Origin of the sequence: Vibrio cortegadensis, from assembly GCF_024347395.1 — a bacterium.
GTDB classification, from domain to species: domain Bacteria; phylum Pseudomonadota; class Gammaproteobacteria; order Enterobacterales; family Vibrionaceae; genus Vibrio; species Vibrio cortegadensis.
On record NZ_AP025473.1, the window covers coordinates 1272563 to 1298136 of the forward strand.

Here is a 25574-nt window from a genome sequence, read left to right on the forward strand (position 1 = left end):
TTGAATTTAAGACCTATATTTAAATCCAATCAATGAGTTTATTAATCAATATATCTTTTTTTACTGGCTTGCTCACATAGTCATTCATACCTGCATCGAGCATATTTCCAATCATTGTTGTACTCGCATCTGCACTGAAACCAATAATTGGTAAATCAGTATAGCCTAACAACCGCACTCTTTCTGTCGCTTCTATGCCATCCATCACAGGCATTTCCGCATCCATTAAGATTAATTGGATCTGGTTTTTACTCAATAGATCTAACGCTTGTTTTCCATTCTCAGCCTGAATTACACTAAAACCTTGTTGCTCAAGTATTAAGGTGGTGAGTGAACGCACAGAAGCGTTATCATCAACTAACATGATTTGAGCATCAATTTTCCTTTTCTCTTTAGCAACATCTGGTTGCCCTATCATTTTCTGTTCAAATAACAATTCAGACAAAACTTTTGTAGGATACTTTTGAAATTCAATCTGATTAACACATTCAATCCACAAGTTTTTATCACATTGCAGCCGCTTTGATACTCCAGGTGAAGCAAACATGGCCAGTTTAGCTTCTGTAAAGTGTAAGCGCGATTCAAGCGTAGACCAAGCGACAGATGAGTGCTCCACCATTCGCCCATCGATTAAGATCAAGTCGTACTCAAACTGATACTCCTCTTTAACCAAAGCCTGTTCTGCATTCAACATTTCTAAACTGAAACCATAATATAATGAACAATCATTAAGAACACTCATGACTTCACGTGACGGATGGAGTTCAACTCCCGTGATAAATAGAATTTTCTTCGTTGCCAGAACTTGGTTCCTAAAGCTAATACTTTGGCTAGACGAATAAGACGGAATCGTTAATCTAAATTCAGTCCAATGGCCAAGCTTTGATTTGCATTTGATGCTGCCAGAGAAGGCTTTCAGTACTTTTTTACAAAATGGCAAACCCAGCCCGTAATTCCCTTTCTTACCCGAGGTGTAAAAGTCATCAAAAATGAGCTTCAACTGCTCATCAGAAATCCCAATACCATTATCTCGAACTTTAATGATTGTCGTGTTATTTGACTGTATGATCTTAATTACAATGGCTGCATCCGTTTGGCGACGATGTGAAAAAGCATTTTTTAGCAGATTGTAAATGACATACTTAAACAGCACATCACTACCAAAGAAATCACAGTGTTTATCCCCTTCAATCTGTACAGATTCTCTATCCGGCTTCGCTTTATAGCTAAACTGACTAACCGCTTCTTCAGCGACGTCATACACATTGTATTTCTGGAAGGTATTATTAGAGATTTGATTCTCATCAATTGAAGTCAGGAGCAAATCGATTGTTTCATTCCCCGCGACGACGATCTGCTGGGCATCATCTAGCATTTCATTCAGGTGGCGTAACTGCTGAGGAGATATAGTGCGATCATCTTTTGAGCCTAAAGGTGATGCTGGCAAATGCCCACGAATTAACTCTATAGATGAAAGCATCGCACTGATTGGGTTGCGCATTTCATGTGCAATACCAGCGCCAAACGATTTTGCGAGCGATACTTTGCTTTCATGTTCATTCTGGTTTCGGAAGTAACACAAATTACCAAATACATAGGTAAACAATATGATAGGGGTATATGCCCAGTTCACCCATACTTCTAATGTGTATCCACTATTGAACCACGCTAGCGCATAGGCGAAGGCAACACTAAGAATCGATTGTCCGATGATGACTTTAGTATCAAACACAAGAAGAATGTGTAAGAAACTCGCCGCCATGAAAGACATCGCCCAGATCGTTGACCAGCCATTCATTAATAGCATATAGAAAAAGAAAAATGGTAAACCAAACCCCACGGAGAATAAGAAAAAGTAGGGTAATAAATGGCGAAACCTTTGCGGAAATGCGTGGCGAACTAATAGAATAGAATAAAAAACACTACACATAAGCCGCATAGGCAAACTTTCATAATCTTGAGGGAAAAGGAATTTCCATACGAAATAGTATGCTGGATATCCAATTGCGCCCATCCAACCAACGATCATCAAATTTGGTTCTGCGTACTGATATATTTTTTCTGCTCGATCCCTAAAGTTTTGCTTCACATGACGTCCGTTATCAACAAAATACCATTCAAAGGTTACGCAATAAAATATCATATTTATTATAGTTAATAATATCTCTGCTGTATCAGATTGTGAAACTTATGTGATATGAATTTTAGTTTAACCATTATCCTTATGGAAATAGAGGAAATAGAGGAAATAGATTATAAGGCTAAATATTTCCATATGGATCGCATAGATTCGAATTATTGATAATATTAAAAATACAAACCTAGGAAAGCATTAAACTTAGCAGTCCGCCTTAAGCGAATAACACGTATTAATCACATGTTCTTAAATGTATTAAGCAAAAACGAACGTATAACGAATGAATGTTGTTAGTGCATTTACTCATCAAGCACATTTAGGCATAAAAAAGCCGCTCAATTTAAGCGGCTTTCATCGTTTTCTTTATTACAGTGACCGTTTTGGTTATCAACAGATCAAACTAGAAGAAGTAGTTTGCATCCACTAGTGGGCCTGCAACCGCTTCTTTCACTTCTTCACGAGCTTCTAGCCATGCGATAACTTGCGCTTGCTCTTCTTCAGTTACTGATTTGTAACGCTCAGTTGAGCATAGGAAGCCTTCGAACAACTCCAAACCGCCGCCACCAAAGCAAAGGTTGATGCCATCAATGTAATCAATGAACTCATCTACAAATTTGTCATAGCTATCAAAATCAGTAATTGATGTCTTACAGCTGACGTCAAAACCAAGAATAGCAAATTCACCTAGGTAAAGTTTCTTTCTAATACGTCTGTTTTTGTTATCCAGCTTATCTAATTTCATCATTTCATCTTCACTATTAGTTGTTGTCTTTTCCCTTTATACACGGTTATGAAATCCATGAAAAGTAGAAGCTGAATGCATGCCCTTTTACGGTTAATTTAACGGCAGTTTCTCTATATTAGTCGTTATATGTCGCAAGGAACATTAGCAACATAATCAATACATCAATGACCTAAGTTTTATCTCTCATTCTTATACCTCTTTCACTTCAAAACGCATAAATATCCGCCCTACTCTTCATTAATTCCACATCGTTAACCACATACAACATTCAACCGTTAGAGCCCAACAATTACGAAACCTTAATGATTAATTTTTCTAATCCGAAGCATAGAATTATATAGTGCGCCATGTCACATTTTTTAATTGCCTATATCTCTAACTAGCCTTAATATCTCGCGCCTTCGCAGAGCAACCAATTCATGAAGTGTTAGATTATTTAAGTCAAACTCATTCATTTGCTCTACTTTCTTTTCATTATTTTGTTGGAGATTAACTTATGTCTGCGTCTTTCCCTTTAGTGCGACTTACATTTCTTATCGCGATTCTTACGGCAGTAGGACAAATGACGCAAACCATGTATGTACCGTCGATTGGTCACATGGCAAAAGATTTCTTAGTTACTCCGGCATCATTGCAAGCGGTAATGGCTTGCTACCTGATCCCTTATGGATTATCGCAGTTCATTTACGGCCCTCTTTCTGATCGTCTAGGGCGTAAACCGATTATCGTTTCAGGTTTAGCGATCTACATTATTGGCACGCTTATTACATTGTTTGCTCAAGACTACTCGCTATTTTTATTTGGTAGCTTTGTTCAAGGTGCAGGCATTGGCAGTGGCGGCGCAATGTCTCGCGTACTGACTCGTGATTGCTTTGAAGGTAAAGAACTACATAAAGCTAACAGCCTGATCAGCATGTGTGTGATGTTTTCTCCTCTGATGGCACCATTGCTTGGAGGCTTCTTAACTGAAATGTTTGGATGGAGAACGAGCTACTTATTCTTGGTTTTATTTGGCTTCGCAGTAGTGATCACCATGATGACGAGTATGAAAGAGACACTGCCAAAAACAAAACGCCACGCTGAGCCAGTAACAGAAAGCTATAAATTTGTGTTATCAGATCGTCGTTTCCAAGGTTTTCTACTGTGCCTAGTGGCTACATTTGCAGGTGTCGCTGTATTTGAAGCGGCAGCAGGTGTGTTATTGGCAGGTACTTTGGGCTTACCAGCAACGATTGTGAGTTTATTGTTCATCATGCCAATTCCGGGCTACCTTGCGGGTGCTGGTTTATCGAGCATGCTAACAATGAAGTGGTCGGAAAAAACATCGTTAGTTGTCGGACTGTATGCCATTATTATTGGCGCATTGATTGTTCTTATTCCTGGCCTATTTGGGTATACCAATGCGGTATCTCTTGTGGGTGGTGCGACGGTTTACTTTCTTGGTGCTGGCATTCTATTTCCAGCTGCGACGACAGGGGCGGTTTCTCCTTTCCCTCGTCACGCAGGCACAGCAGGTGCAACATTAGGTGGAATGCAGAATCTAGGCGCAGGTCTTGCAACAATGGTGGCTTCTATGTTGCCAACCACAGATCAACTTCCAGTAGGCGGAATAATGTTAGCGATGTCGCTGCTTGTTGTTGTTGGACTTAAACGTGTTTACCGTAACTCGCCACCAGCAGACAACCTTCCAATGGCGGTATAGTTTTAAACAGCCTTTGTCATAGAACAAAGGCTATTAGTGAATAGTTAGCAGTAAAAAGCCTTCTTAAGCTCTTTCTTGTAAGCACGACTTAAGAGTGGAAAGGCTTTTTATATCCTCTATCAATATGTTAGTTCAGCTTGCAATAAGTTAGTTCAGCTTGAATTTCGCCATCTCACTATTCAGTTCGATCACTCGCTCTTTCACCCTCTCACTTGTCGCATTTGAATCCAAGCTGATTTGTGAAACACCATCTACCGATTCTGTTACCCCTTGCACTAAATTAGTGATCGCTTGGGTAACGCTAGACTGCTGTTCGGCTGCGGCCGCAAGATCCATCATCTGAGCATTTAAATCTTCAATCTGATTCGTGGTGCTTTCTAAGCGTGAAACCGCATCCGATGTATGCTCTGCTCCTTCTCTTGCCAACCCTTGACTCTGTTCAATTTCTCGAACAACTGAGGTTGTCGACGATTGAATTGCATGCACTATGCTATTAATTTCGGTTGTCGATTCTGTGGTGCGAGTTGCAAGTAAACGAACTTCATCGGCCACCACCGCGAAACCTCGGCCTTGCTCTCCCGCTCGCGCCGCCTCTATCGCTGCATTTAGCGCCAATAAATTGGTCTGTTCCGCAAGCCCTTCAATCACTTCGGTCACTCGACCAATAGCTTCACTCTCTTTACTTAGTTCATGCACCAAGCCACTCGCGTTATCTATAGTATGATGCAACTGATTCATAGTATTTCTGTTCTGCTCAAGAGCGGAAGCCCCTTGGGACAGCTCTTGTTTAGATGCAGTCAAAGAGCTCACTGACTGCTGGGCAAGGTGAGCGGTATTATTTGCTGAAACTGACACTTCTTGAATTTCATGCCCCATCTGATCGATATTGGCTTTCTGCTGAGCCACTTGGTTTAAAGTCTTCTCATTGCAGTCAGAAAGATCAGCCATACTGCCTTCTACTTGCTCAGCTTTTTCCGTGACACCTTGGACGATATCCCTCAATGAATCATTCATTTGGTTTATGGCGACCGTTAAACTTGCCAACTCATCCTGTCCTGAAACCACCAGTGCAGGTTGCGAAACGTCACCTTCTGCAATTAATTGAGCTCGATGCGACACTTCTGCCACACGTAATCCAATGCTTTTCCCTAAATAACGGGCAATGACGACAGCAACAATACATACAAAGATCGCAGCAGCAATCAGTAATGTAATCACCTGCTGAACATTATTTTGAATGCCCCGACCGCTATGATCAGCTTGTTGCTGTTGAGCGCGAACCACTTGCTCTAAACTTTGATTCAGTTGGGATGCGTATGGAATAACTTTATTCGCCATTAACGCATTGGCTTTATTCCAATCAGAGCCTTTACGCAGCGTAATAACTTGATCGGCCAGAGGGAAATACAACTGCTGCATTTCGTTAAACAGCGACCACAAGCTCTGATCACTATCGGATAATAAGAACGCTTTGGATTCAATTTCGGCAACGGATTTGTTATGCGCTTTAATGAAATCGAAGTACTTGTCTAAATAGTCTTGATGGCCGTACAAAAGAAAATCTCTCATCGACGCCAAAGCATTCGCCAGCGATGTATAGCTATCAGCATACAGTTTGAATAATCGCTTACGATCGCCGCCCTCTTTATTCGACGATTCGTCATTAATTAGACCTTGCAATTGATCAAGCGCCACTTCCGCTATCGGTGCCGCTTCATAGATAAACAGGCTGTGGGCAGGGAGGTTCTCTTCACTATGACTGAGTTCGGTGATGTCGGTCATCGCCAGTTTTAGATCTTGCCACTGTTGTAAAATCTTTGAGTATTGATCGGAAGCGAGCAGTAGCTCTAGCGTAGGAAGCGCTTCGTCCGTTTGAAGTATGATGTTATCAAGCTGATTTAATTGATCTAATCCCGTCGCTTCATCGCTGCCTAATAGCATGTAAGCACGTACCGTTGATAAAGAGGCTTGTATCGATTGACCAATGGCGCGGCTGGTATCGACTGTCGGCAAATCAGATAGTAACAACGACTGTGTATTCTTTTCGACTACAGATACACTTCGATATGTAAAACTAGCGGATGCGATAAAAAGTACGACAAGTAGCAAAAAACTGAGTTGCAACTTACTGGATATCGAAAGCTTCATCCTTGAGCTCCTATTTTCAAATTTGAGACAATATAACATTAAACAACAATTTTTTAACTATCGATTGACAAGTTTAATTGTCTTGCTATTGATTTCTTCAAGACTGCTAGGTTAGCTCACATATTTTTTGTTTTAATGCGCCCTTTTTGCTGCAATTTTAAAACTAACGTGGAAAAACACGCCATAAAGCATAAAATACCCGCCCTCCTTTATTTAAAATTTGAGATAAAAATGGTCCGAGATTACGCGCTTCAATGTTTAATGACGATGCCACGCCACGAGTTAGAAGAATTTGGCGTGCGTATGATTAGTCGAATGGTTCCAGAAGACGTCATGACAGAGTTGTTCACATTTGAGCAAGAAGAAGTGAGCAGTGAAGAGCGAATGATGTCTGCTCAACTTGATGCAAGGCTAAGAATGACGGCAATTGCACTCAGTGAAATCCAACAGGCATTCGATGATTCGGACAATGCGAAGCAAAATAGCCAACGTATGACTCGCTTAGTGCTGTGGCATTTTTATGCCATCTCTTTTCACTTGGAAGAAGCGATATCGCTTGAGACACACTGTTCTAAAGTCGAAAGTATTCTAAAAACAGCACCAAGTGATGCTTTGGGCTGGGTTAAAGAGTTAACTGAACTGTTGCATTACTACGCAGAGCTTAATGAACCCCGTCCTTGCGATGACACCGATATTTAAGGTAAAGACCATATGTCAGATTACAAATTAGAAATTTATCGTAAACCGTTAGAAGCAATTGTTGCGGGAAGCAAAAAAGTCGAAATTCGTACGAATAACAGCTATGAATCGATTCAATACGATAAGTTAAAGGCGGGCGACCGTATTCAATTTCAAATTATTTCTGGCCCTCCATTTATAGGACTAGACGTTATTGAGCCGGATGCTCTTTCTGTCACAGTGAAAGCCGTTCGCTGTTACCCTGATGCAGGCGCATTGTTAGATGGCGAAGGCATGGAAGTGCTATCCACTCTATGTGATACCAAGGAAGAAGGTATCGTATTACTGAATAGTTTCCATGAATACAAAGAGATGATCCCTATCCACGGTATTTTTGCTATTGAGATTGAGCCAAGCTGCTAAATCGCTAAACTGCTAAACTGTTAAACCAGTTCGAGTGAGTTCAGATAGCCTTACCAACGATGCCAATGTTAATTCCTCTCAAATTGACATTGGCGATCATTCAAATCAATCAATTCCAGCCAACCCACCAAGCCTTTATTTTAAAAACAACGGCTTAATGCGTCTACTCAACTAAGTGGCTATATTCCACTATCACCTGATTGCCTTCAACATAAACATTTTGAATAGTGCCATCTACCGATATCGTATTACGCAAGTAAACAATTTGTTTTTCACCTAACCCACCTTTTATCAAGCTAGGTAAAATCTGTGTTGGCTCCACCCGCATTAAACGGCAAAATTGAGTCACGAACCCCATAGTTAACTGAGATCCACCACGAATTAACTGTGAAAACTCAATTTGAGAGAGTCCTAATTTTTTTGCCATCGCCATCTGCGTGATATGCATTTTAGCTTTTTGAGACATCCAAGTGTCATACAGTGCGACTCGATCTTCTTCTATGAATTCCATAATGATTTCCTACATGCGAGATGCAGAAATTCTCCCCAAGTGAGAGGTGTGTTATGTCAGATATAGGTAATTTTAATGTCGGTGTCTGTTAAATGATAAACGGGATCTATGGATCCCGTTTATTTAATCGCTTTATTTTTTCATCATCTTTGCTAAGTCAGCAAATGGATTGTGCGTTGCATTCTGATGATCATCCAATTTCGCCGTTGCTTCCGCTCCATAACGATCATGGTCGGTATATTTACTGTGCTCATGATCATGACAATACAGGCACAAGAGTTCCCAGTTACTGCCATCTTCTGGGTTGTTAGTATGATCGTGATCTTTATGATGCACAGTCAACTCTCGAAGATTTGAATAGACAAATTCACGCGCGCAATTACCACAAACCCAAGGATACAATTTTAGTGCTTTATCTCGATATGCACTCTCTTTACGTGCATAGGCCGCACTTGAGCCATTATGATCTGACGACATCTGATACCTTAATAATTAAGTTTTTAAGCTCACATCCATAATATTACCATAAGCTTAATCCGCGTTCAGAGCCTCTCAGATCACAAAAGGGCATCATCTCGACATTTATTCTATATTTCATCTTTCTAGCTGGGTAAAACGACCACGCCAAGAGGCTCTAGCAACTGTTCTTGTTGCCAATCGCAGATTTTAACACCACTTAAATCGACCCTTCTTATGTTCAACCCATAGAGTTCTGTGTGGGTCAAATCGCAATTCTGCATTGAAAATTGCCCCCAGCACTCTTCGGAAAACTCACTTCGGCTTAAATCTGATCCTTTAAAAGAGGCCCCTTGTAGATTTGCCCCTGTCCAACGATTCTCAAATAGGTCACATTTTTCAAGACACTGCTGTTCAAAATTAACATACGATAAATTACAACCCGTAATATAAGCAGAACAAAAATAGACTTGATGGCTCACTCGATTCGCAAAACTGGCTTTTAAGAAGTTTGCCCCTTTCAGATCGCACCCTCTTAGTTCAATTCCGAAGCAGTTTGCCCCAACAAAGTAGCCCATCGCTAACTGACACTGTTTAAAACTGGCATCACGCAGATCGGCATAATCAAAACGACAACCATCCACGGCACCTTGCTCGATAAACCTGCAATCAATAAATTGTGCGTCTCTTAAATCTGAACGGGAAAAATTACAGTCATAAAAATTACACCCTTCAAATTGAGCATCTCGTAAATCCTGATGTGAAAAGTCGTGTTTAACAAATGTTTTATTGGTTTCTAGCATTTCAGGTTCCCTTTAACGAATGCACAAAGACTACCATCCGGAAGCAGCAAAAAACCACCAATTAAATCATTGTAAAAACAACAAGTTAAAAAGCTCTAAATCTGGATTTTAAGGGGCCAAAACAGCGTTTTAAACCATGTATTTACAAGTAAGCGCACCCTCAACTCCAAAATTATTTTTTGTTTAGCTCTAAAAGCTTAATTTTTAGTGACATTTGAGTTCTATTTACGCTCAACCTTTCTCATGACAGGCTAAAATTTAACCGCAGATATAAAAAGAGCACTTCTCACCAAAGGGTAAGAAATGCTCTCAATTTATTATTTTAGATGAATGTTATGAGTACTTAATCTCAATTTCATCGGCTTTATTATAGGCAGGATGACTGGCAAGAAGATCTGCATACTTAGCAATGTTTGGATAAAGACCTAATGCATTGCGTCCTTGAAGCGCTTCCACAATAAATGACATCATCATATCCGCGCCTGTCAGTGAATCACCTACTAAGTATGTTTTACCCTCAAGACGTTGCTCGAAATAACCGATCACTTTCGCAATCTCTACATCAGCGTAACCAGCAAGGAAGTTTGTTTCACAACCATCTTTCTCTACAAACAACTTAAGTAGCAGAGGAAGGATCGCTGAACTTTCTGCAAAATGGAGCCACTGTGAGTAATCGATATACGCTTGAGTACCACGTTGTGGAGCAAACTTACCTTCGCCATAAGTCTCGATGAGATATTCAGTGATTGCACCTGACTCAGTGATCACCATACCGTTATCTTCAATGACAGGTGATTTTCCTAGTGGATGAACAACCTTCAACTCAGGTGGCGCAAGAAAAGTGACCGCATCTCGTTGATAAGGTACAACTTGGTAGTCCACACCTAGCTCTTCTAATAACCAAAGGATGCGTTTTGAGCGTGACTTGTTCAGGTGGTGTAATTTAATCATCTATCAATCCTTTTTATTAAAATGCTTCGTTTGTTTTTACAACAAGTTTGCCAAAGTTCTTACCTTCAAGTAGACCCATAAAAGCTTCTGGCGCGTTTTCTAAACCTTCAACTAAATGTTCACGGTACTGGATTTTTCCATCCATCAACCATTTCATCATATCCTGTGCGAATTCATCATAGCGATGTGCGTAATCATCAAAAATAATGAAACCTTGCATTCTGATACGCTTAACCAACAATGTTCCCATAAGCATAGACATACGATCTGGGCCCTCAGGCAATGAGGTGGCGTTGTATTGTGAAATCAGGCCACAAACCGGAACTCGCGCGCCAGTGTTAAGCAGTGGAAGTACGGCATCGAAAACTTTACCACCCACATTTTCAAAGTAGACATCAATGCCTTTATCACAAGCGGCAGCCAATTGCTCTGCAAAGTCGTCCGCTTTATGGTCGATACATTCATCAAAACCTAAGATTTCTTTTGCGTAGCTGCACTTCTCTTCACCACCCGCAATACCAACGACTTTGCAGCCTTTTAGTTTACCAATTTGTCCAACCGTTGCTCCTACAGCGCCAGTCGCAGCGGCAACCACAAGAGTGTCACCCTGTTTTGGTTGACCAATATCCAACAGCCCCATGTAAGCTGTGAATCCCGGCATCCCCATAATACCCAATGCATAAGACGGATTGGTCGGATTCAGACCTAACTTAATCAGACCTTCACCATTTGATACGCCATAATCTTGCCAGCCAGTGTATGCCAGAACCCATTCACCCACTTGAAAATTAGCGTTGTTTGACTCTTCTACCTGACAAACCGTCGCGCCAACCATGACGTCATCCAGTTCAACAGGATCAGCATAAGATTTTGCTGCACTCATTCTTCCACGCATGTATGGGTCTAGTGATAGGTAGACACTGCGTAGCAGCATTTCACCCTCTTGTGGGATTGGTTTAACCACAGTTTCAAGGCGGAAATCATTTTGTGTTGGAGCGCCTACAGGTCGAGAAGCTAAAACAATACGTGAGTTGTCATTATTTGGCGTAGTCATAAGGTAACGTCCTATTTTTATTTTTTGTTAGGTTCTTTGCCAAATTTGGCTTCCTGAACCTAAGTCCACTTAGAATTGATATCGACCGCTCAATTAGACCAGTCGTCTAGTTGTTATTCAAAAAAATCCCCGTCATCAAATCGACGGGGGTTCTATCATGTTACGCAGTTTGTATGTCTATTTCGGTTCAAACTATCTCTACAGCTTTATTTTTCCAGTGAGCACATTTTGCGTCATCGTCATCACTTGCTCAAATCCTGTCAGGGAATGAGAGAGTTTGCTCATCAGGCTAGTTCCGATCCACAAATTGTACAGTAACTCTGCACTCTTCTGGCTATCCTCAACGTTCATTGAGCCATCGGCATTACCTTGTTCAATGCAGTCTGCGATACGCTGAATGATACGATTAGCACCCGTCAACAATGCTACACGCATGGAATCAGAAAGATCGGAGACTTCTGCACTTAGCTTAACAACTAAGCATTTCTGAGCACCACACTTCCCTTCACTGATATCAATCCAGCGTTGCCAGTAACTGATCAACCGATCATACGCTTGCCCTTCATTGCTTTCAAAAAGCTCATCAAGTCGTGCTGCATAGAGTGAAAAATAGTCGGCGATCAACGCTTCACCAAATTGTTCTTTTGATTTGAAATAATGGTAAAACGAACCTTTTGGTACCTCAGCATGTTTCAAAAGCTGAGACAGCCCCACATTTGAAAAACCTTTTGCTACGATTAACTCGTAACCGGTATCAATAATGTGCTGACGTGTATCTTTAGTTTGTATGTTCATGGGATTATCTTATTTCAAAATAGACCAGTCGTCTAGTGATTTATTTTAATACGTTCAAACGCATAATTCACTTTGGCCAACAAAAAAGTCTTTCTATTAATTTATCAATAAATAGAAAGACTTAATTTCATTTACACACAAAAACTTCTCAATATCAGTATTGAAAGTTTAGGCTTCTATTTGTGCTTCGGTTTTTTGTTTCACTTGAAGATGATTACGGTTATCACGACTTTTACGGATTAACTCATCCCCTTTCTCTATGTTGACCGACTTTGCTAGGCGATCATAAAGAAGAACATTGACGGTTGCCGCGAGGTTCATGCAACCGACCGTTGGGACATAAACAACGTGATCTGCGCGATCCGCTACATCTTGCGTGATTGAACCATCTTCTGGGCCAAATATGTAGATAGCTTTCTCTGGATGCTGGAACTCAGGCAGAGAAACCGCACCTTCTGCCAGCTCTACGCACACCACTTTTACATCTTCAGCAAGATCATCAAGCAACGATTCCACACCGGTGAGTGGTATTTTACGCGCGACACTTTTGGTATCCGTTTGGAATTTTGCCGCTTTGGCATAGCGTTGGCCTGTATACAGCACATTATCAACTTGATAGCACCCAGCGGCACGCATTACTGCCCCAACATTGGATGGGCTTTTAGGGTTGCTCAACCCAATCGTTACTTGAGTCTCTTTCATTGAAGTTCTCATTCAGAATAATACGCTCGTCTTGGGTATTAGCACGCCATGACAGTATGAAGCGCGGCATTTTACCAAAGCAAAGATAAGAGAGAAAGGAAAACAAATGGGCTAACCACCAACAAAAATGGTAATAATATTTTTGTAAATAGAAATTAATCGTTTGCGTAATCGCTAACTATCTCCTAACCCAAAATTGGGGCTTTCATCACACATTTACCCTTGTTATAGTTCGTCATAGTTAAATATAACCAGTCCAATCGAGGCACGGAGCTTCCTCACTTATCTCAAGAAGAGATGAATTGGTACCGACACAACATCGGCAAACATTAAGAGAGAAAAACAATGGAATTTAATATGGTTGAAATCCTAGGTTACGCAGCATCGATCATGGTTGCTATTTCACTAACAATGAAAGACATCGTTCGTCTACGCGTACTTAACTTCGTTGGTTGTGGTCTATTCACAGCATACGGCCTAATGATTGACTCATTCCCTGTTGTACTAACAAATGGCTTCATCGCTTGCGTTAACGTATATTTCTTAATGAAAATGCAGCAAGAAAAAAAAACACTAGCAACTGATAACGCTTAAGTTTTTAAAGATCAAGCTTTTAAAGACCTAGTTTTTTAGACCCGAATTTTTAAAAAGCCCTAACAATCATGTTGTTAGGGCTTTTTTGTATTAAAAAAACGCGACATTAATTCAAAGTGGCTAACTATGATTTTTCATTTCAAACTGCTTTCGTTATCAAAGACTTTTAATAACTAAATTGCTAATGTGACTTTTTTCCTCAAGATCGACGTGTATGAAACTTTCTCAACTCAACGCTTTTCAAGCCATTGTCGAATGCAAAACGATCACAGCGGCAGCTGAACGCCTCAACTTAAGTCAACCTGCGGTAAGTCGACTACTCTCTTCTCTTGAATCTCGTCTTGGGTTTGTCCTATTTAGTCGGAAACGTAACAGCCTTACGCTCAGCGATGAAGGCGCCGCTTTCTACTTAGAAGTATCCAAAGTATTTGAAGCCATGAATGGTTTAGATAGTGCAGCACAATCCATCCGCAATCGACATTTTGGTTCGTTACACATCGCAGCGATGCCTTTGCTTTCCAATGCTTTTCTTCCTCGGATTTTAGCCACATTTCTAAAACAGAACCAACAGGTTAAAGTTGGATTCAAAACTTATCGTTCTGAAGATGTTCTGCGCCATGTTCAGAGCCAAACCACAGATATTGGTTTCGCTTTCATTGATAAACCATTAGCTGGTATCACTGCGCAGCGTGTCTCTTGTGAATGTGTCTGCTTGCTTCCTGCAGAGTCACCACTGGCAGAGAAGAGCTATATCGAAATTCGAGACATTGCTGATCAAGTGCTCATCCGTTACGAAAAAGATCACATTCAAAGACAAATAGACACGCTATTACGCCGCAATGACCTCACTATTATTGAGCAAGTCGAAGTCTCTTTAGCTTCTACTGCGGCAGCTTTAGTTCGAGAAGGTGTTGGCATAACCATCACCGATCCGCTCACCGCTCATATGGCAAGCGAGCATCCCGATGTCGTCATGCGCCCTCTCACATTTAGCCTACCCTTCGAATTCGACATCCTTTATCCCGCTTTAAAGCCGATTCATCGCCATGCGGAACGCTTCATCGAAGAATTCTTACTGCTTGCGGACTCAATGAATATCTACCTAAAAATAGGTCCCACCCGTGACTTAATAGATGGCTAACTAGATAAGTCACATAATGGCACTCAACGAATAATATCTAAACCTCTATTATTTGAAATATAAATCAACAACTTAAATTCAACCCTTCGGTCAGTATACTTTTTTTGCATACTGACCTCAGCCTTCGGCAATGTTCATTCCAGTCGTTCCTTTTTATGGTGTTTATCAACTTAATCACATAAAGGAATGAACATGACTTCTCATGTATCCATCATCGGTTCCGGTAACGCTGGCCTCACTGCTGCTTATCATTTTTCTCTTCATGGCGCCAAAGTGTGTCTATATGGCGCTCAAGGTTTTGATCAACCTTTAACCGATATTGAGCAGCGTGGCGGCATCGAAGCCCTCGCCGAATTTAATGCTGTGCCTCTCGATTTTTCAGGTTTCCAAGCGATCGATCAGATCACAAGAGAGCTGAAGGATGCCATCGACTATTCTGATTTGTTGATTCTACCGGTTCCATCGTTTGCTCAAGAGCCGCTGTTCATCGCTATGCTGCCTCATCTACGTGACGGACAAACCATCATGCTGATGCCTGGTAACTATGGCTCCCTGGTGCTTAATCAAATTAAAGAATCTCATGGTTATAAAGACCTCGATATTACCTTTGTCGATGCCATCTCTATCCCTTGGGCAACCCGTATTGTAGGCCCGGCTCAATTGGCTATTTTAGGCATGAAAGAGTTTCTTCCGGTGGCGGCATTTCCTGCGAATAAAACCGAGGCTGCCATTGAGCGAATGCAGAAAGTGATGCCGCTTCCTCTGACTCCACTTTCGAATGTGATTAGCGCAGGATTAGAAAACATCAACTTCGGCGGGCATCCACTGCTTACCACCCTCAATATGGGTCTGCTCGAAAACTTTGATGGCCAATTCAATTATTACAAAGATTGTTGCTCTGTCTCTACGGCAAAAGCGGCAGCAGTAATGGAAAAAGAGCGCCAAGCGGTGGGTAAAGCTCTGAATCTCAATCTTAAACCTGAGCTTGATGCAATGAACGAACTGTATGCGATGCAATGTGAAACGGTTTACGAAATTAATCGCACTTCCGAAACCCACGGCAAACTTAACAGTGCGCCAAATTCTGCGAGTAATCGCTACATCACCGAAGATGCCGCTTACTTACTCGTCCCCTGTTTCGAATTAGGAAAGTTAACGGGCATCCCAACCCCACTAGTGAATGCTTGCCTACACATCGATAACGCGTATAACGACACCAACTATTTTCAGGATGGACGAACTCTGGAAAAGATGGGGCTTGCTGGCATGTCTGTCACCGAGATCATGAACTTTGTCGCGTAATAATAAAAATACGAAGAGGATTTTCAAATGAAGACAATGAAGTTTCCATCGGCCTATACCATCTTGATGCTACTCACCGTAGTCATGGCCGCCCTTACTTGGTTGATCCCTGCGGGTCAATACCAAATGGAGACCAATGAAGCGCTAGGTAGAATGGTGCCCCTTGTGGGCTCCTACCATACTGTAGAAGCGAACCCACAAGGGATCGTCGACATACTCATGGCGCCCATTCAAGGGTTCTACGATCCGAATGATTACGTCGCTCGCGCTGTAGATGTGGCTCTATTTGTTCTGGTGATTGGCGGGTACTTAGCGGTTGTGACCAATACGGGGGCCATTGATGCTGGTATAGCAGGAACAATGAGCAAATTAGGTGGCAAAGAGAAGTGGATGATCCCAATTTTAATGGGTCTATTCGCTCTTGGTGGCACCGTTTATGGTATGGCAGAAGAGACAATTCCGTTCTACGCCCTGCTTATCCCCGTTATGATCGCCGCGGGTTATGACAGTATTGTTGGTGTCGCCATTATCATGGTCGGTGCAGGCATAGGTTGTTTAGGCTCAACCATCAACCCTTTCGCAACAGTGATCGCGTCTAACGCCGCTGAAGTCAACTTTATGGATGGTATTGGGCTAAGACTAGCGATTCTAGTGTTAGGCTGGCTTGTTTGCGTCATTTACGTGATGCGTTATGCCGAGAAAGTCAAACGCGACCCTTCACTCTCTATTGTAGCAAGCCAAAAAGAAGCGAATGAAAAGCACTTCTTGCACGGTAAAACTCAAGCTGTGCCTGAGCTGAACGCCACTAGAAAGATTGTTTTAGCCATTTTTGCATTAACCTTCGCCGTAATGATGTGGGGCGTCTCTATTGCAGGTTGGTGGATGGCAGAATTATCCGCTCTATTCATTGGTTCTAGTATTGTTGTCGGTTTAATTGCTCGAATGCCAGAAGCCGATATCACCAATAGCTTTGTGGATGGTGCCCGTGATTTGCTCGGTGTCGCATTAATTATCGCTATCGCTCGCGGGTTAGTGGTCGTCATGGATAACGGTAATATCACTCACACCATTCTTAATTATGCAGAAGGATTATTAGCTGGCCTACCGCAGATCACTTTCATCAATGCCATCTACTGGGTTGAAGCGGTGTTATGTTTAGTCGTACCTTCTTCATCAGGCTTAGCCGTACTATCTATGCCTGTACTGGCACCATTAGCCGATTTTGCTGGCGTTGGTCGTGAGCTTGTTGTAACGGCATTCCAATCAGCTTCAGGTTTACCAAATCTTGTTACGCCGACATCAGGTGTGGTAATGGGTGGTTTAGCCATTGGTCGAATTGGCTACTCTTCATGGCTTAAGTTCATCGGCCCACTGATTGGCGTGCTAACTATCATGATCATGGCCCTACTTAGCTTGGGTGTCGTGATAGGGGCATAATCGGATTATTGTCCAAACAGCCCAAATATTAGTAACGTCAAGATCACAAGGCTAGACATGCACCGTCATTTCTAGCCTTTTCTCTTTAGAACGAATATTAAGGCACTCTTTACTTTCGTGCTTCGGTTTTCGGGTTTCAGCGTTCAAATTCTCAAACAAAAAAACCGCATCATCTATCGGATCATAGACAATACGGTTTTAGCTTAGAGTGAGTTACTTTGCACTTAAATTAGCGCATCAACTTTTAATCTTCGTCGTGCATTTCAGCCCATGTTTGAGCACAACGCACCGCTCGTTTCCAACCTTTATAGCGACGAGCACGCTTCTCTTCGTCTTCATGAGGCGTAAAGCTGCGATCAAGAACGGCCTTATCACTCAGTTCATCCACACTATCCCAGAAACCTACCGCTAAGCCAGCAAGGTAAGCCGCACCAAGCGCTGTCACTTCGGTGACTTCAGGGCGATGAACTTCAGTATCCAGCACATCAGATTGGAACTGCATTAAGAAGTTATTTGCCACGGCACCGCCATCAACGCGAAGCGCTGAAAGTTTAATGCCGGAATCAGCTTGCATTGCATCCAACACATCGCGAGTTTGGTAAGCAATCCCTTCCAATGTTGCACGAATAATATGGTTAGAGTTCGCACCACGAGTTAAACCAACAATAGTGCCACGTGCATAAGCATCCCAATACGGTGCGCCTAGACCAGTAAATGCAGGCACCACATAAACACCATTTGATGAGTCTACTTTTGTTGCAAAATATTCAGAATCTTTTGCGTCCGCTAGTAACTTCATTTCATCTCGTAGCCACTGAATTGAAGCGCCACCCATGAACACGGCACCTTCAAGTGCGTATGCAGGCTCACCTTTAGGGCCACAAGCTAATGTGGTAAGCAGACCATTTTTAGACGTTACTTTTTCTTGCCCGGTATTCATCAACAAGAAACAGCCTGTGCCATAAGTGTTTTTCGCCTGTCCTGCTTCAACACACATTTGACCGTACAATGCCGCTTGTTGGTCACCCGCGATACCCGCAATTGGGATACGAGTCCCGCCTTTACCACCAATGTTCGTTTTGCCATACACTTCAGAAGAACGCTTCACTTCAGGCATCATAGAAAGAGGGATATTCATCTCTTTCAGAAGTTTTTCATCCCAGCAAAGGTCATTGATGTTGAACAGCATAGTACGAGAAGCATTGGTGTAATCAGTTACATGCACGCGTCCTTGTGTCATTTTCCAAACTAACCAAGTATCGACCGTACCAAATAACAACTTGCCCGCTTCTGCATCTTCACGCGCACCTTCAACATTATCTAGAATCCATTTTACTTTTGTACCAGAGAAGTACGGGTCTAAAACTAACCCCGTGTTTTCGCGGACATACTCTTCTAACCCGCGAGATTTCAACTCTTCACAAATAGACGCGGTACGACGACATTGCCAAACAATCGCGTTATAAACTGGCTTGCCTGTTTCTTTGTTCCAAACAATGGTGGTTTCACGTTGGTTCGTAATACCAATCGCGGCCACTTCATCACTGCGAATACCGGACTTGCCTAACACTTCAACTAGGGTCGAACTTTGCGTAGCATAGATTTCTAGAGGATCATGTTCTACCCAACCCGCTTGAGGATAAATTTGGGTGAATTCACGCTGAGAGACACTCACAATATTGGCATCGTGATCCAGAATAACAGCGCGAGAGCTAGTAGTGCCTTGGTCTAGGGCTACAATATACTTTTGCTCAGTCATGGTAATTTCCTTTTTGTTTCTTCTATTCATTATTATATGTAGGGAGACGATTTGTTTCACGAAAGACAAGTTTATGGACACTCACTTTACGTAAATCACAAAACAATCTTAAATTAAACTCGTGCTTCTTCTGCTTGTTCTTCCGTATCGCACTGATTTGGAATGGTACAACCTTGGCCAGTTACTGGTAGATACGCGCCAATCGCTTTTGGATATAGCCAACCACCAAAACATGCACCCGCAATCGGAGCAAGAATTGGAACAATAAAGTAAGGAATATCTTTCGCACCCGTTAGCGCATGATCCCATCCAGCAAAGAAAGCGAATAGTTTTGGACCAAAGTCACGAGCAGGGTTCATTGCAAAACCTGTCAGTGGACCTAAAGAGCCACCAATCACAGCAATCAACACACCAATTAATAGAGGATTCATTGCACCACGCGGTGCGCCATTATTTTCATCACCTAGAGCCAAAATTGCGAACATTAATACGGCGGTAATTACGAATTCAACTGCAAAAGCGCCAAAGAAAGAGAGGGAGGCATTTGGATAAGTAGAGAATATTCCGGCTGTTGCTAACGCTTCTTCGCTACTACGAGCAAAGTTGTGCGCAATTTCGTAATCAACAAATAAGTTGCTGTATAAGCTATAGACCAACGCAGCAGAACAAAATGCGCCTGCCATTTGTGCCATGATATATGGAACCACTTTAGACTTGTCGAAACCATGGAAGGCCGCCAGTGCAATGGTCACTGCCGGATTGATATGTGCACCTGATACACCTGCGGTACAGTAGATAGCAATTGCAACACCAAAACCCCAAACGATGCTGACTTCCCATTGACCGAATTCAGCCCCTGTCAGTACTAGCGCTGCCACGCAACCCACACCAAAAAAGATTAACAATCCGGTGCCGATAAACTCGGCTATGCACTCTCCTAAGAGAGTGTGTTGTTTGTTTTGTGTCATGATAAATGTCCTTGTCCGTTTTATAGTAAATGTGCGCCCAGTGCACGGAGAACATTGTGCACATAAAAACGAACACGAACATAAGCAACCAACAAAAATGAGCATTCGAGCACAAAATTTTAACAAATATGACTTATTTTTGTTAAATGACGCATTCTTTATATTAGAGTTTTAACTCCATAAAGAGCATTTTTCAAATTATAATTTATGCACTCAGTTTTCCATATTGAAATTTATAGAAACCAACAAAGCTAATGTTTTCATGGCCTGCAGACCTATTTACAGTTGTGTAAACAAAATGAATTAACAAGTAACCACATACAAAACAAGTGTTTATAGATCGAACTAAAACGCATCAGATCAAATTCACGATCAAAATTACCTGATTCATTCAATTATTTTACATTTACGCCAAGTTCAATCACTCCATAAAATGCTCAAACGAACATTTGTGAGCCAACTCTCGAACATTAACTTCCAAAAATGACACACTATTCGTAAGTTAATTATTTGATGCAGGGCTTTATATGACCACTACGACACGCTTTGAAACTGATGTCGTCATTATTGGCGGGGGTGCAACAGGAACCGGCATAATGCGAGATTGTGCTTTACGCGGTATTCCATGCATCCTCTTGGAAAAAGATGACATCGCCTCAGGAACCACAGGTCGAAATCACGGCCTACTCCATTCAGGTGCGCGTTATGCGGTTACTGATCCTGAATCAGCTAGAGAGTGTATCCAAGAAAATCAGAACCTTAAGCGAATTGCGAAACATTGCGTCGAAGACACAAGTGGTCTTTTTATTACACTCCCAGAAGATGAATTATCCTTTCAATCACAGTTCATCTCTTCTTGTAACCACGCAGGGATTGAAACCGAACAACTGACACGCAAACAGGCTCTCGCCCTTGAACCTAACGTTAACCCTGATCTAATTGGCGCAGTCAAAGTACCTGATGGAACGCTCGATCCTTTTCGTTTATGTGCGTCAAATGTTCTAGATGCCAAAGAACATGGTGCTCGATTGTTCACTCATACAACGGTTACTTCGCTGATTCGTGAGGGCGATACGGTACTAGGAGTGCGCTGCCTCAACCTGCGCAATAATCATCAATTTGAGATCATCGCACGTGAGGTGATCAATGCTGCTGGGATCTGGGGACAAAATATCTGCGAGTATGCGGAACTCAATATCAAAATGTTCCCTGCAAAAGGGTCACTCTTGATCTTGGATTACCGAATCAACAATCTTGTCATCAACCGCTGCCGTAAACCTTCTGATGCCGACATTTTAGTGCCTGGCGATACCATCTCACTTATCGGCACCACATCTGAACATATCGACTATGACCAAATCGACGATCTCCATGTCACCAATAAAGAGGTCGATATTCTATTAGAAGAAGGCGCAAAACTGGCTCCAATCATGGCAAACACTCGCGTGCTAAGAGCCTATGCTGGTGTTCGTCCACTTGTGGCCGTTGATGATGATGGAAGTGGTCGCAATATTAGTCGAGGTATCGTTCTCCTAGACCATGCCGAGCGCGATGGGTTGAATGGCCTAACAACAATCACCGGCGGTAAGTTGATGACTTATCGACTCATGGCAGAACACGCTACTGATCTGATTGCTCATAAACTGGATAACTCTGCGCCATGTACTACTCACCTGCGCCCTCTTCCAGGCTCAAATGAAACGCCAAAACAGAAGAAACACACGGCAAGTCTGGCTAAACCTGTATATGAATCGGCAATTTATCGTCACGGAGAGCGCGCAGAAGCTTTCTTGTCGGATGATAAAAAAAGCCAAGCCGTCATTTGTGAATGCGAAATGGTCACCGCTGGCGAAATTGAATACGCGATTAAAAACCTTGATGTTCACAATCTTGTAGATCTAAGGCGCAGAACCCGTCTAGGGATGGGCCCATGCCAAGGTGAACTATGTACCTATCGTGCCGCAAGCCTATTTGAAGAATACGGCAATGCATCGGGTACTGAGTCTAGCCAACTGCTGAAACACTTTTTAGAAGAGAGATGGAAAGGGATCAAACCGATTTTTTGGGGCGATGCCCTTAGAGAAGCGGAATTCAGCTACTGGATTTATGAAGGCTTGTTTGGCACTGGCGATATTCCACCAGCGGTTCAACCACAAACAGAAGAAAATAAGAACACCGAGGTTAATCAAGACGAGATCAGCCTAAATAAATTAGGAGAAATGTATGATTCAATTTGATGTGGCGATTATTGGCGGTGGCGTTGCAGGCTATACGGCTGGATTACGTTGTTTAGAAGCTGGCCTGAAAACAGTACTGGTTAGCCAAGGTCAAAGTGCCATGCATTTTTCATCAGGCTCCATTGATCTGCTTGGTCAAACCCCCGATCACCAAGCCGTTCAATTCCCATTAAATGCAATTAGGCAATTTCCACAGAACTTTCCGCTTCATCCTTACGCGAAGTTAGGTGCAGCGAAGGTTAAGAATGCACTCAATTGGTACCAACACAAGTTAACGCAACTTGGTTTACCTTTGCATCAACAAGCCAATGGTGAAAATCATTTTCGCATTACCCCTATGGGAACATTGAAAGCAACGTGGATGTCGCAACCTTTTGTACACCAAGTGACGACACAAGCGTCGAGCCTTGCATTCAAAAAGATAATGATGGTCTCCATTGAAGGCTTCCGCGATTTTCAACCACAGATTGCCGTCGACAATTTAGCAAAAGATCCGATGTTCAAAGGGATCGAAGTCTCTAGCTTGAATGTCTCTATCAACGCATTCAAAACCATGGAGCGTAACCCGCATGAACTTCGCTCTATCGACCTGTCTAGAGTGTTGAAAGATGAAAGTGAATTCAATGCGTTTGCCGATCAACTGATGACTCACGCAAGTCAAGATGACTTAGTTGTATTACCTGCCATTTTGGGTAACGGTGACGGTTTGGCCTTGATGACGAAACTCAAAGCCAGAACAGGACTCAATTTCCATGAAGTTCCCACCATGCCGCCATCACTACTAGGGATTCGCGTCGAAGAGACAATGAGCCAAGCTTTCATCCGTTTAGGCGGCACGCTTTTAAAAGGTGATTATGCGATTGGTGGAGAAATCAATGAGACCGAGAATGGTACTGAGTTGTCCATTTTAAACACCAAAAACCTGTCTGATTTACCTCTTAAAGCGGAACACTACATTCTTGCTTCTGGTAGTTTCTTCAGCAAAGGTTTAATCGCCGGGCATCAGGAGATAAGCGAGCCCGTATTTAACCTAGATGTTTGCCACGCAGGGCTTCGTGAAACTTGGCGTGAACACGATTTCTTCACCGATAAACGCCACTTATTCATGAGCTTTGGTGTTGAAACCGATCAACATTTCCGCCCTTCTATTGCAGGCAAAACGCTGAATAACGTTTACTGCGCAGGGGCCATTTTGGCTCACTACAATCCTGTCGTAGAAGGAAGTGGCAGTGGCGTTGCGATCAGTACCGCCCACTCCATCAGTGAAGCGATCATTCAGTCATTCGACCATAGTTCTATAACAGATAACAGCTCTGTAACAGATAATAGATCTAAAACAGATAACAGCTTTAAAACTGATGAGCCTGCACAGTACAAATCAGAACAGCCATCACCACAAAACGAACAAACAACAGATGAGGTGTGTTTATGAGCCAAGCCTTCATAGAAAACGCGTCTAAAGACACCAGCTTCGATCAATGCATTAAATGTACAGTATGTACGGTTTACTGCCCTGTTGCGAAAGCAAACCCTGATTTCCCGGGCCCAAAACAGTGCGGTCCAGATGGTGAACGCCTACGAATTAAGAGTGCAGATTATTACGACGATGTACTCAAGTATTGCACCAACTGCAAACGCTGCGAAACTGCCTGCCCTTCTGGCGTTAAGATTGGCGACATTATCGCGGTTGCGAGAGGAAAATACGAAAAAAGAAAACTCAACCCAAAAACGGTTAGAGATTTCGTGCTCAGCCATACCGATCTTTTCGGCTCCATAGCGACCCCTGTCGCGCCTATCGTCAATGCGGCAACGTCGATCAATATCGTCAAGAAAGTCATGCACAAAACCATTGGCGTACACGATCACAAATCGCTCCCGAAATATTCTCACGGTACGTTCCGTCGTTGGTTTAAGCAGAACTGTACGAGCCAACCGCTTTACCCAAGACAAGTCAGTTACTTTCATGGCTGTTTCGTCAATTATAACCACCCTCAGCTTGGAAAAGATTTCATCAAAGTCATGAACGCGATGAGCATTGGTGTGCGCCTGCTTGATAAAGAGAAATGTTGCGGCGTACCTCTGATTGCCAACGGTTTTCATGATAAAGCGCGAAAAAATGCGTTACTCAATGTTGAGAATATGGAAAAAGTGGTTGGGACCTACCAAACTGAAATCCTCTCTACGTCTTCAACTTGCTCTTTTACACTCCAAACCGAGTACCCACATGTGCTTGGTGTCGACAACAGTAAGGTTGCACAAAAAATCCAGTACGTCACACGATTCCTTCTGAAAGAGTTCATGAGTGGTAACGCGCCAAAAATGAAGCCAATAAATAAACGTATTGTCTACCATACTCCTTGTCACTTAGAGCGCAGCGGCGGCGTGATTTTTACCACTGAACTGCTCAAAATGATTCCAGGATTAGAAGTTATTATTCTTGATAGCGAATGTTGTGGGCTAGCCGGAACTTATGGATTCAAAGAGGAAAACTACGACACTTCAATGAAGATTGGCTCTCATTTGTTTGAGAAAATCAAATCATCAGAAGCGGACTATGCGATCACTGACTGCGAAACCTGTAAATGGCAGATAGAAGAAAATACTCAACTCGAAACGATTCACCCTATTAGTTTATTAGCCATGGCGTTAGCCGAGTAACCAAACAACTGAATTAGCAATATCTCAAAATACCGAAGCAAGAAGCATCCTTAGCGCGGCCATGGTTCATCAGTCATCCACGGCCGCCCTCTCTTATCTCTTATCTCTTATCTCTTATCTCTTATCTCTTATCTCTTATCTCTTATCTCTTATCTCTTACCATAATTAGGCTTAATTTTTCTCCTCTTCTACTGACTTATCTCACTATTTTTATAGAGCTTTTAGTCTATTTTCAGAGTCCACATCGCAACTATTCTTATTTCTATCAATAAGATGGTTTAATACGACAAATATGCAAAATTAACCCTAGACAGAGTGCGGATTATGAGGGTAATGTCACACGCATTTCACCCTCATTTTATTATGGTTAATA

22 protein-coding genes are annotated in these 25574 nt (G+C 42.3%); 10 read left to right on the top strand and 12 right to left on the bottom strand.

The window, feature by feature from the left end:
• Positions 1-19 precede the first annotated feature (19 nt).
• Positions 20-2089, bottom strand: coding sequence for an ATP-binding response regulator (locus OCV39_RS19710; RefSeq protein WP_261889790.1), 2070 nt, complete (start codon positions 2087-2089; stop codon positions 20-22).
• Positions 2090-2537: 448 nt separating this feature from the next.
• On the bottom strand, positions 2538-2879 hold the full coding sequence (locus OCV39_RS19715) for a YggL 50S ribosome-binding family protein (RefSeq protein ID WP_029203286.1): 342 nt from the start codon (positions 2877-2879) through the stop codon (positions 2538-2540).
• 499 nt (positions 2880-3378) lie between these two features.
• On the opposite strand from OCV39_RS19715, the gene emrD reads away from it, so the two are divergent.
• On the top strand, positions 3379-4584 hold the full coding sequence (gene emrD / locus OCV39_RS19720; protein WP_261889791.1) for a multidrug efflux MFS transporter EmrD: 1206 nt from the start codon (positions 3379-3381) through the stop codon (positions 4582-4584).
• A gap of 147 nt (positions 4585-4731) precedes the next feature.
• Here the strand turns inward: emrD and OCV39_RS19725 are convergent, their stop codons facing one another.
• Positions 4732-6732 carry a methyl-accepting chemotaxis protein gene (locus tag OCV39_RS19725; RefSeq protein ID WP_261889792.1) on the bottom strand — a complete coding sequence of 667 codons (2001 nt, stop codon included), beginning with the start codon at positions 6730-6732 and terminating at the stop codon, positions 4732-4734.
• Positions 6733-6963: 231 nt separating this feature from the next.
• On the opposite strand from OCV39_RS19725, the gene OCV39_RS19730 reads away from it, so the two are divergent.
• Positions 6964-7431 (top strand): hypothetical protein, encoded by a 468-nt coding sequence (locus OCV39_RS19730; RefSeq protein WP_017051872.1) that lies wholly within the window; start codon positions 6964-6966, stop codon positions 7429-7431.
• A 12-nt stretch (positions 7432-7443) separates the two neighbouring features.
• The gene (locus tag OCV39_RS19735; protein WP_017051873.1) at positions 7444-7833 is read left to right on the top strand and encodes an ASCH domain-containing protein; all 390 of its coding nucleotides are present in this window, start codon (positions 7444-7446) and stop codon (positions 7831-7833) included.
• A gap of 163 nt (positions 7834-7996) precedes the next feature.
• On the opposite strand, the gene OCV39_RS19740 is transcribed toward OCV39_RS19735, so the two are convergent.
• The 7 genes from OCV39_RS19740 to OCV39_RS19770 form a co-directional block, all read right to left on the bottom strand.
• Complete coding sequence (locus OCV39_RS19740; protein ID WP_017051874.1) at positions 7997-8344, bottom strand: helix-turn-helix domain-containing protein; 348 nt, start codon at positions 8342-8344, stop codon at positions 7997-7999.
• Between the two features lie 132 nt (positions 8345-8476).
• Positions 8477-8821, bottom strand: coding sequence for a YajD family HNH nuclease (locus OCV39_RS19745; RefSeq protein WP_017051875.1), 345 nt, complete (start codon positions 8819-8821; stop codon positions 8477-8479).
• Positions 8822-8946: 125 nt separating this feature from the next.
• Positions 8947-9603: a Qnr family pentapeptide repeat protein gene (locus tag OCV39_RS19750; RefSeq protein ID WP_261889793.1), complete on the bottom strand. Its 657-nt coding sequence runs from the start codon at positions 9601-9603 to the stop codon at positions 8947-8949.
• 333 nt (positions 9604-9936) lie between these two features.
• Positions 9937-10554 (bottom strand): glutathione S-transferase family protein, encoded by a 618-nt coding sequence (locus OCV39_RS19755; protein ID WP_113797910.1) that lies wholly within the window; start codon positions 10552-10554, stop codon positions 9937-9939.
• Between the two features lie 16 nt (positions 10555-10570).
• Complete coding sequence (locus tag OCV39_RS19760; protein WP_261889794.1) at positions 10571-11608, bottom strand: NADP-dependent oxidoreductase; 1038 nt, start codon at positions 11606-11608, stop codon at positions 10571-10573.
• Between the two features lie 198 nt (positions 11609-11806).
• Entirely contained in the window at positions 11807-12403 is a 597-nt protein-coding gene (locus tag OCV39_RS19765; protein WP_017051879.1) for a TetR/AcrR family transcriptional regulator, read from the bottom strand.
• Positions 12404-12571: 168 nt separating this feature from the next.
• Positions 12572-13105, bottom strand: coding sequence for an RNA methyltransferase (locus OCV39_RS19770; RefSeq protein ID WP_017051880.1), 534 nt, complete (start codon positions 13103-13105; stop codon positions 12572-12574).
• A gap of 345 nt (positions 13106-13450) precedes the next feature.
• Here OCV39_RS19770 and OCV39_RS19775 point away from each other — a divergent pair, with 345 nt between their 5' ends.
• The 4 genes from OCV39_RS19775 to OCV39_RS19790 all read left to right on the top strand — a co-directional run bounded on the left by OCV39_RS19775 (position 13451) and on the right by OCV39_RS19790 (position 17579).
• Complete coding sequence (locus OCV39_RS19775) at positions 13451-13699, top strand: YgjV family protein (protein WP_029203287.1); 249 nt, start codon at positions 13451-13453, stop codon at positions 13697-13699.
• 214 nt (positions 13700-13913) lie between these two features.
• A complete protein-coding gene (locus OCV39_RS19780; protein ID WP_261889795.1) occupies positions 13914-14840 on the top strand; it encodes a LysR family transcriptional regulator in 927 nt (308 codons plus the stop codon).
• 192 nt (positions 14841-15032) lie between these two features.
• Complete coding sequence (locus tag OCV39_RS19785) at positions 15033-16142, top strand: NAD/NADP-dependent octopine/nopaline dehydrogenase family protein (RefSeq protein WP_017051883.1); 1110 nt, start codon at positions 15033-15035, stop codon at positions 16140-16142.
• Between the two features lie 27 nt (positions 16143-16169).
• On the top strand, positions 16170-17579 hold the full coding sequence (locus OCV39_RS19790) for a YfcC family protein (RefSeq protein ID WP_017051884.1): 1410 nt from the start codon (positions 16170-16172) through the stop codon (positions 17577-17579).
• 244 nt (positions 17580-17823) lie between these two features.
• On the opposite strand, the gene glpK is transcribed toward OCV39_RS19790, so the two are convergent.
• Positions 17824-19338, bottom strand: coding sequence for a glycerol kinase GlpK (gene glpK, locus OCV39_RS19795; protein ID WP_113797900.1), 1515 nt, complete (start codon positions 19336-19338; stop codon positions 17824-17826).
• 113 nt (positions 19339-19451) lie between these two features.
• Positions 19452-20306: an MIP/aquaporin family protein gene (locus OCV39_RS19800; protein WP_017051886.1), complete on the bottom strand. Its 855-nt coding sequence runs from the start codon at positions 20304-20306 to the stop codon at positions 19452-19454.
• Between the two features lie 527 nt (positions 20307-20833).
• Here OCV39_RS19800 and glpA point away from each other — a divergent pair.
• From glpA to glpC, 3 genes are read left to right on the top strand one after another with little or no spacing between them, the layout of a single operon-like run.
• A complete protein-coding gene (gene glpA / locus OCV39_RS19805) occupies positions 20834-22543 on the top strand; it encodes an anaerobic glycerol-3-phosphate dehydrogenase subunit A (protein WP_113797898.1) in 1710 nt (569 codons plus the stop codon).
• Positions 22530-23975, top strand: coding sequence for a glycerol-3-phosphate dehydrogenase subunit GlpB (gene glpB, locus OCV39_RS19810; protein ID WP_261889796.1), 1446 nt, complete (start codon positions 22530-22532; stop codon positions 23973-23975). Before glpA ends, glpB begins: the two co-directional genes overlap by 14 nt.
• A complete protein-coding gene (gene glpC / locus OCV39_RS19815; protein ID WP_261889797.1) occupies positions 23972-25201 on the top strand; it encodes an anaerobic glycerol-3-phosphate dehydrogenase subunit GlpC in 1230 nt (409 codons plus the stop codon). The genes glpB and glpC overlap by 4 nt, the downstream gene beginning before the upstream one ends.
• Positions 25202-25574: the final 373 nt, after the last annotated feature.

What these genes read in the sequence shown, in the direction of transcription:
- OCV39_RS19715 (WP_029203286.1), bottom strand. Translation starts at nt 2,879, where the DNA reads ATGAAATTAGATAAGCTGGATAACAAAAACAGACGTATTAGAAAGAAA.
- emrD (WP_261889791.1), top strand. Translation starts at nt 3,379, where the DNA reads ATGTCTGCGTCTTTCCCTTTAGTGCGACTTACATTTCTTATCGCGATT.
- OCV39_RS19725 (WP_261889792.1), bottom strand. Translation starts at nt 6,732, where the DNA reads ATGAAGCTTTCGATATCCAGTAAGTTGCAACTCAGTTTTTTGCTACTT.
- OCV39_RS19730 (WP_017051872.1), top strand. Translation starts at nt 6,964, where the DNA reads ATGGTCCGAGATTACGCGCTTCAATGTTTAATGACGATGCCACGCCAC.
- OCV39_RS19735 (WP_017051873.1), top strand. Translation starts at nt 7,444, where the DNA reads ATGTCAGATTACAAATTAGAAATTTATCGTAAACCGTTAGAAGCAATT.
- OCV39_RS19740 (WP_017051874.1), bottom strand. Translation starts at nt 8,344, where the DNA reads ATGGAATTCATAGAAGAAGATCGAGTCGCACTGTATGACACTTGGATG.
- OCV39_RS19745 (WP_017051875.1), bottom strand. Translation starts at nt 8,821, where the DNA reads ATGTCGTCAGATCATAATGGCTCAAGTGCGGCCTATGCACGTAAAGAG.
- OCV39_RS19750 (WP_261889793.1), bottom strand. Translation starts at nt 9,603, where the DNA reads ATGCTAGAAACCAATAAAACATTTGTTAAACACGACTTTTCACATCAG.
- OCV39_RS19755 (WP_113797910.1), bottom strand. Translation starts at nt 10,554, where the DNA reads ATGATTAAATTACACCACCTGAACAAGTCACGCTCAAAACGCATCCTT.
- OCV39_RS19760 (WP_261889794.1), bottom strand. Translation starts at nt 11,608, where the DNA reads ATGACTACGCCAAATAATGACAACTCACGTATTGTTTTAGCTTCTCGA.
- OCV39_RS19765 (WP_017051879.1), bottom strand. Translation starts at nt 12,403, where the DNA reads ATGAACATACAAACTAAAGATACACGTCAGCACATTATTGATACCGGT.
- OCV39_RS19770 (WP_017051880.1), bottom strand. Translation starts at nt 13,105, where the DNA reads ATGAAAGAGACTCAAGTAACGATTGGGTTGAGCAACCCTAAAAGCCCA.
- OCV39_RS19775 (WP_029203287.1), top strand. Translation starts at nt 13,451, where the DNA reads ATGGAATTTAATATGGTTGAAATCCTAGGTTACGCAGCATCGATCATG.
- OCV39_RS19780 (WP_261889795.1), top strand. Translation starts at nt 13,914, where the DNA reads ATGAAACTTTCTCAACTCAACGCTTTTCAAGCCATTGTCGAATGCAAA.
- OCV39_RS19785 (WP_017051883.1), top strand. Translation starts at nt 15,033, where the DNA reads ATGACTTCTCATGTATCCATCATCGGTTCCGGTAACGCTGGCCTCACT.
- OCV39_RS19790 (WP_017051884.1), top strand. Translation starts at nt 16,170, where the DNA reads ATGAAGACAATGAAGTTTCCATCGGCCTATACCATCTTGATGCTACTC.
- glpK (WP_113797900.1), bottom strand. Translation starts at nt 19,338, where the DNA reads ATGACTGAGCAAAAGTATATTGTAGCCCTAGACCAAGGCACTACTAGC.
- OCV39_RS19800 (WP_017051886.1), bottom strand. Translation starts at nt 20,306, where the DNA reads ATGACACAAAACAAACAACACACTCTCTTAGGAGAGTGCATAGCCGAG.
- glpA (WP_113797898.1), top strand. Translation starts at nt 20,834, where the DNA reads ATGACCACTACGACACGCTTTGAAACTGATGTCGTCATTATTGGCGGG.
- glpB (WP_261889796.1), top strand. Translation starts at nt 22,530, where the DNA reads ATGATTCAATTTGATGTGGCGATTATTGGCGGTGGCGTTGCAGGCTAT.
- glpC (WP_261889797.1), top strand. Translation starts at nt 23,972, where the DNA reads ATGAGCCAAGCCTTCATAGAAAACGCGTCTAAAGACACCAGCTTCGAT.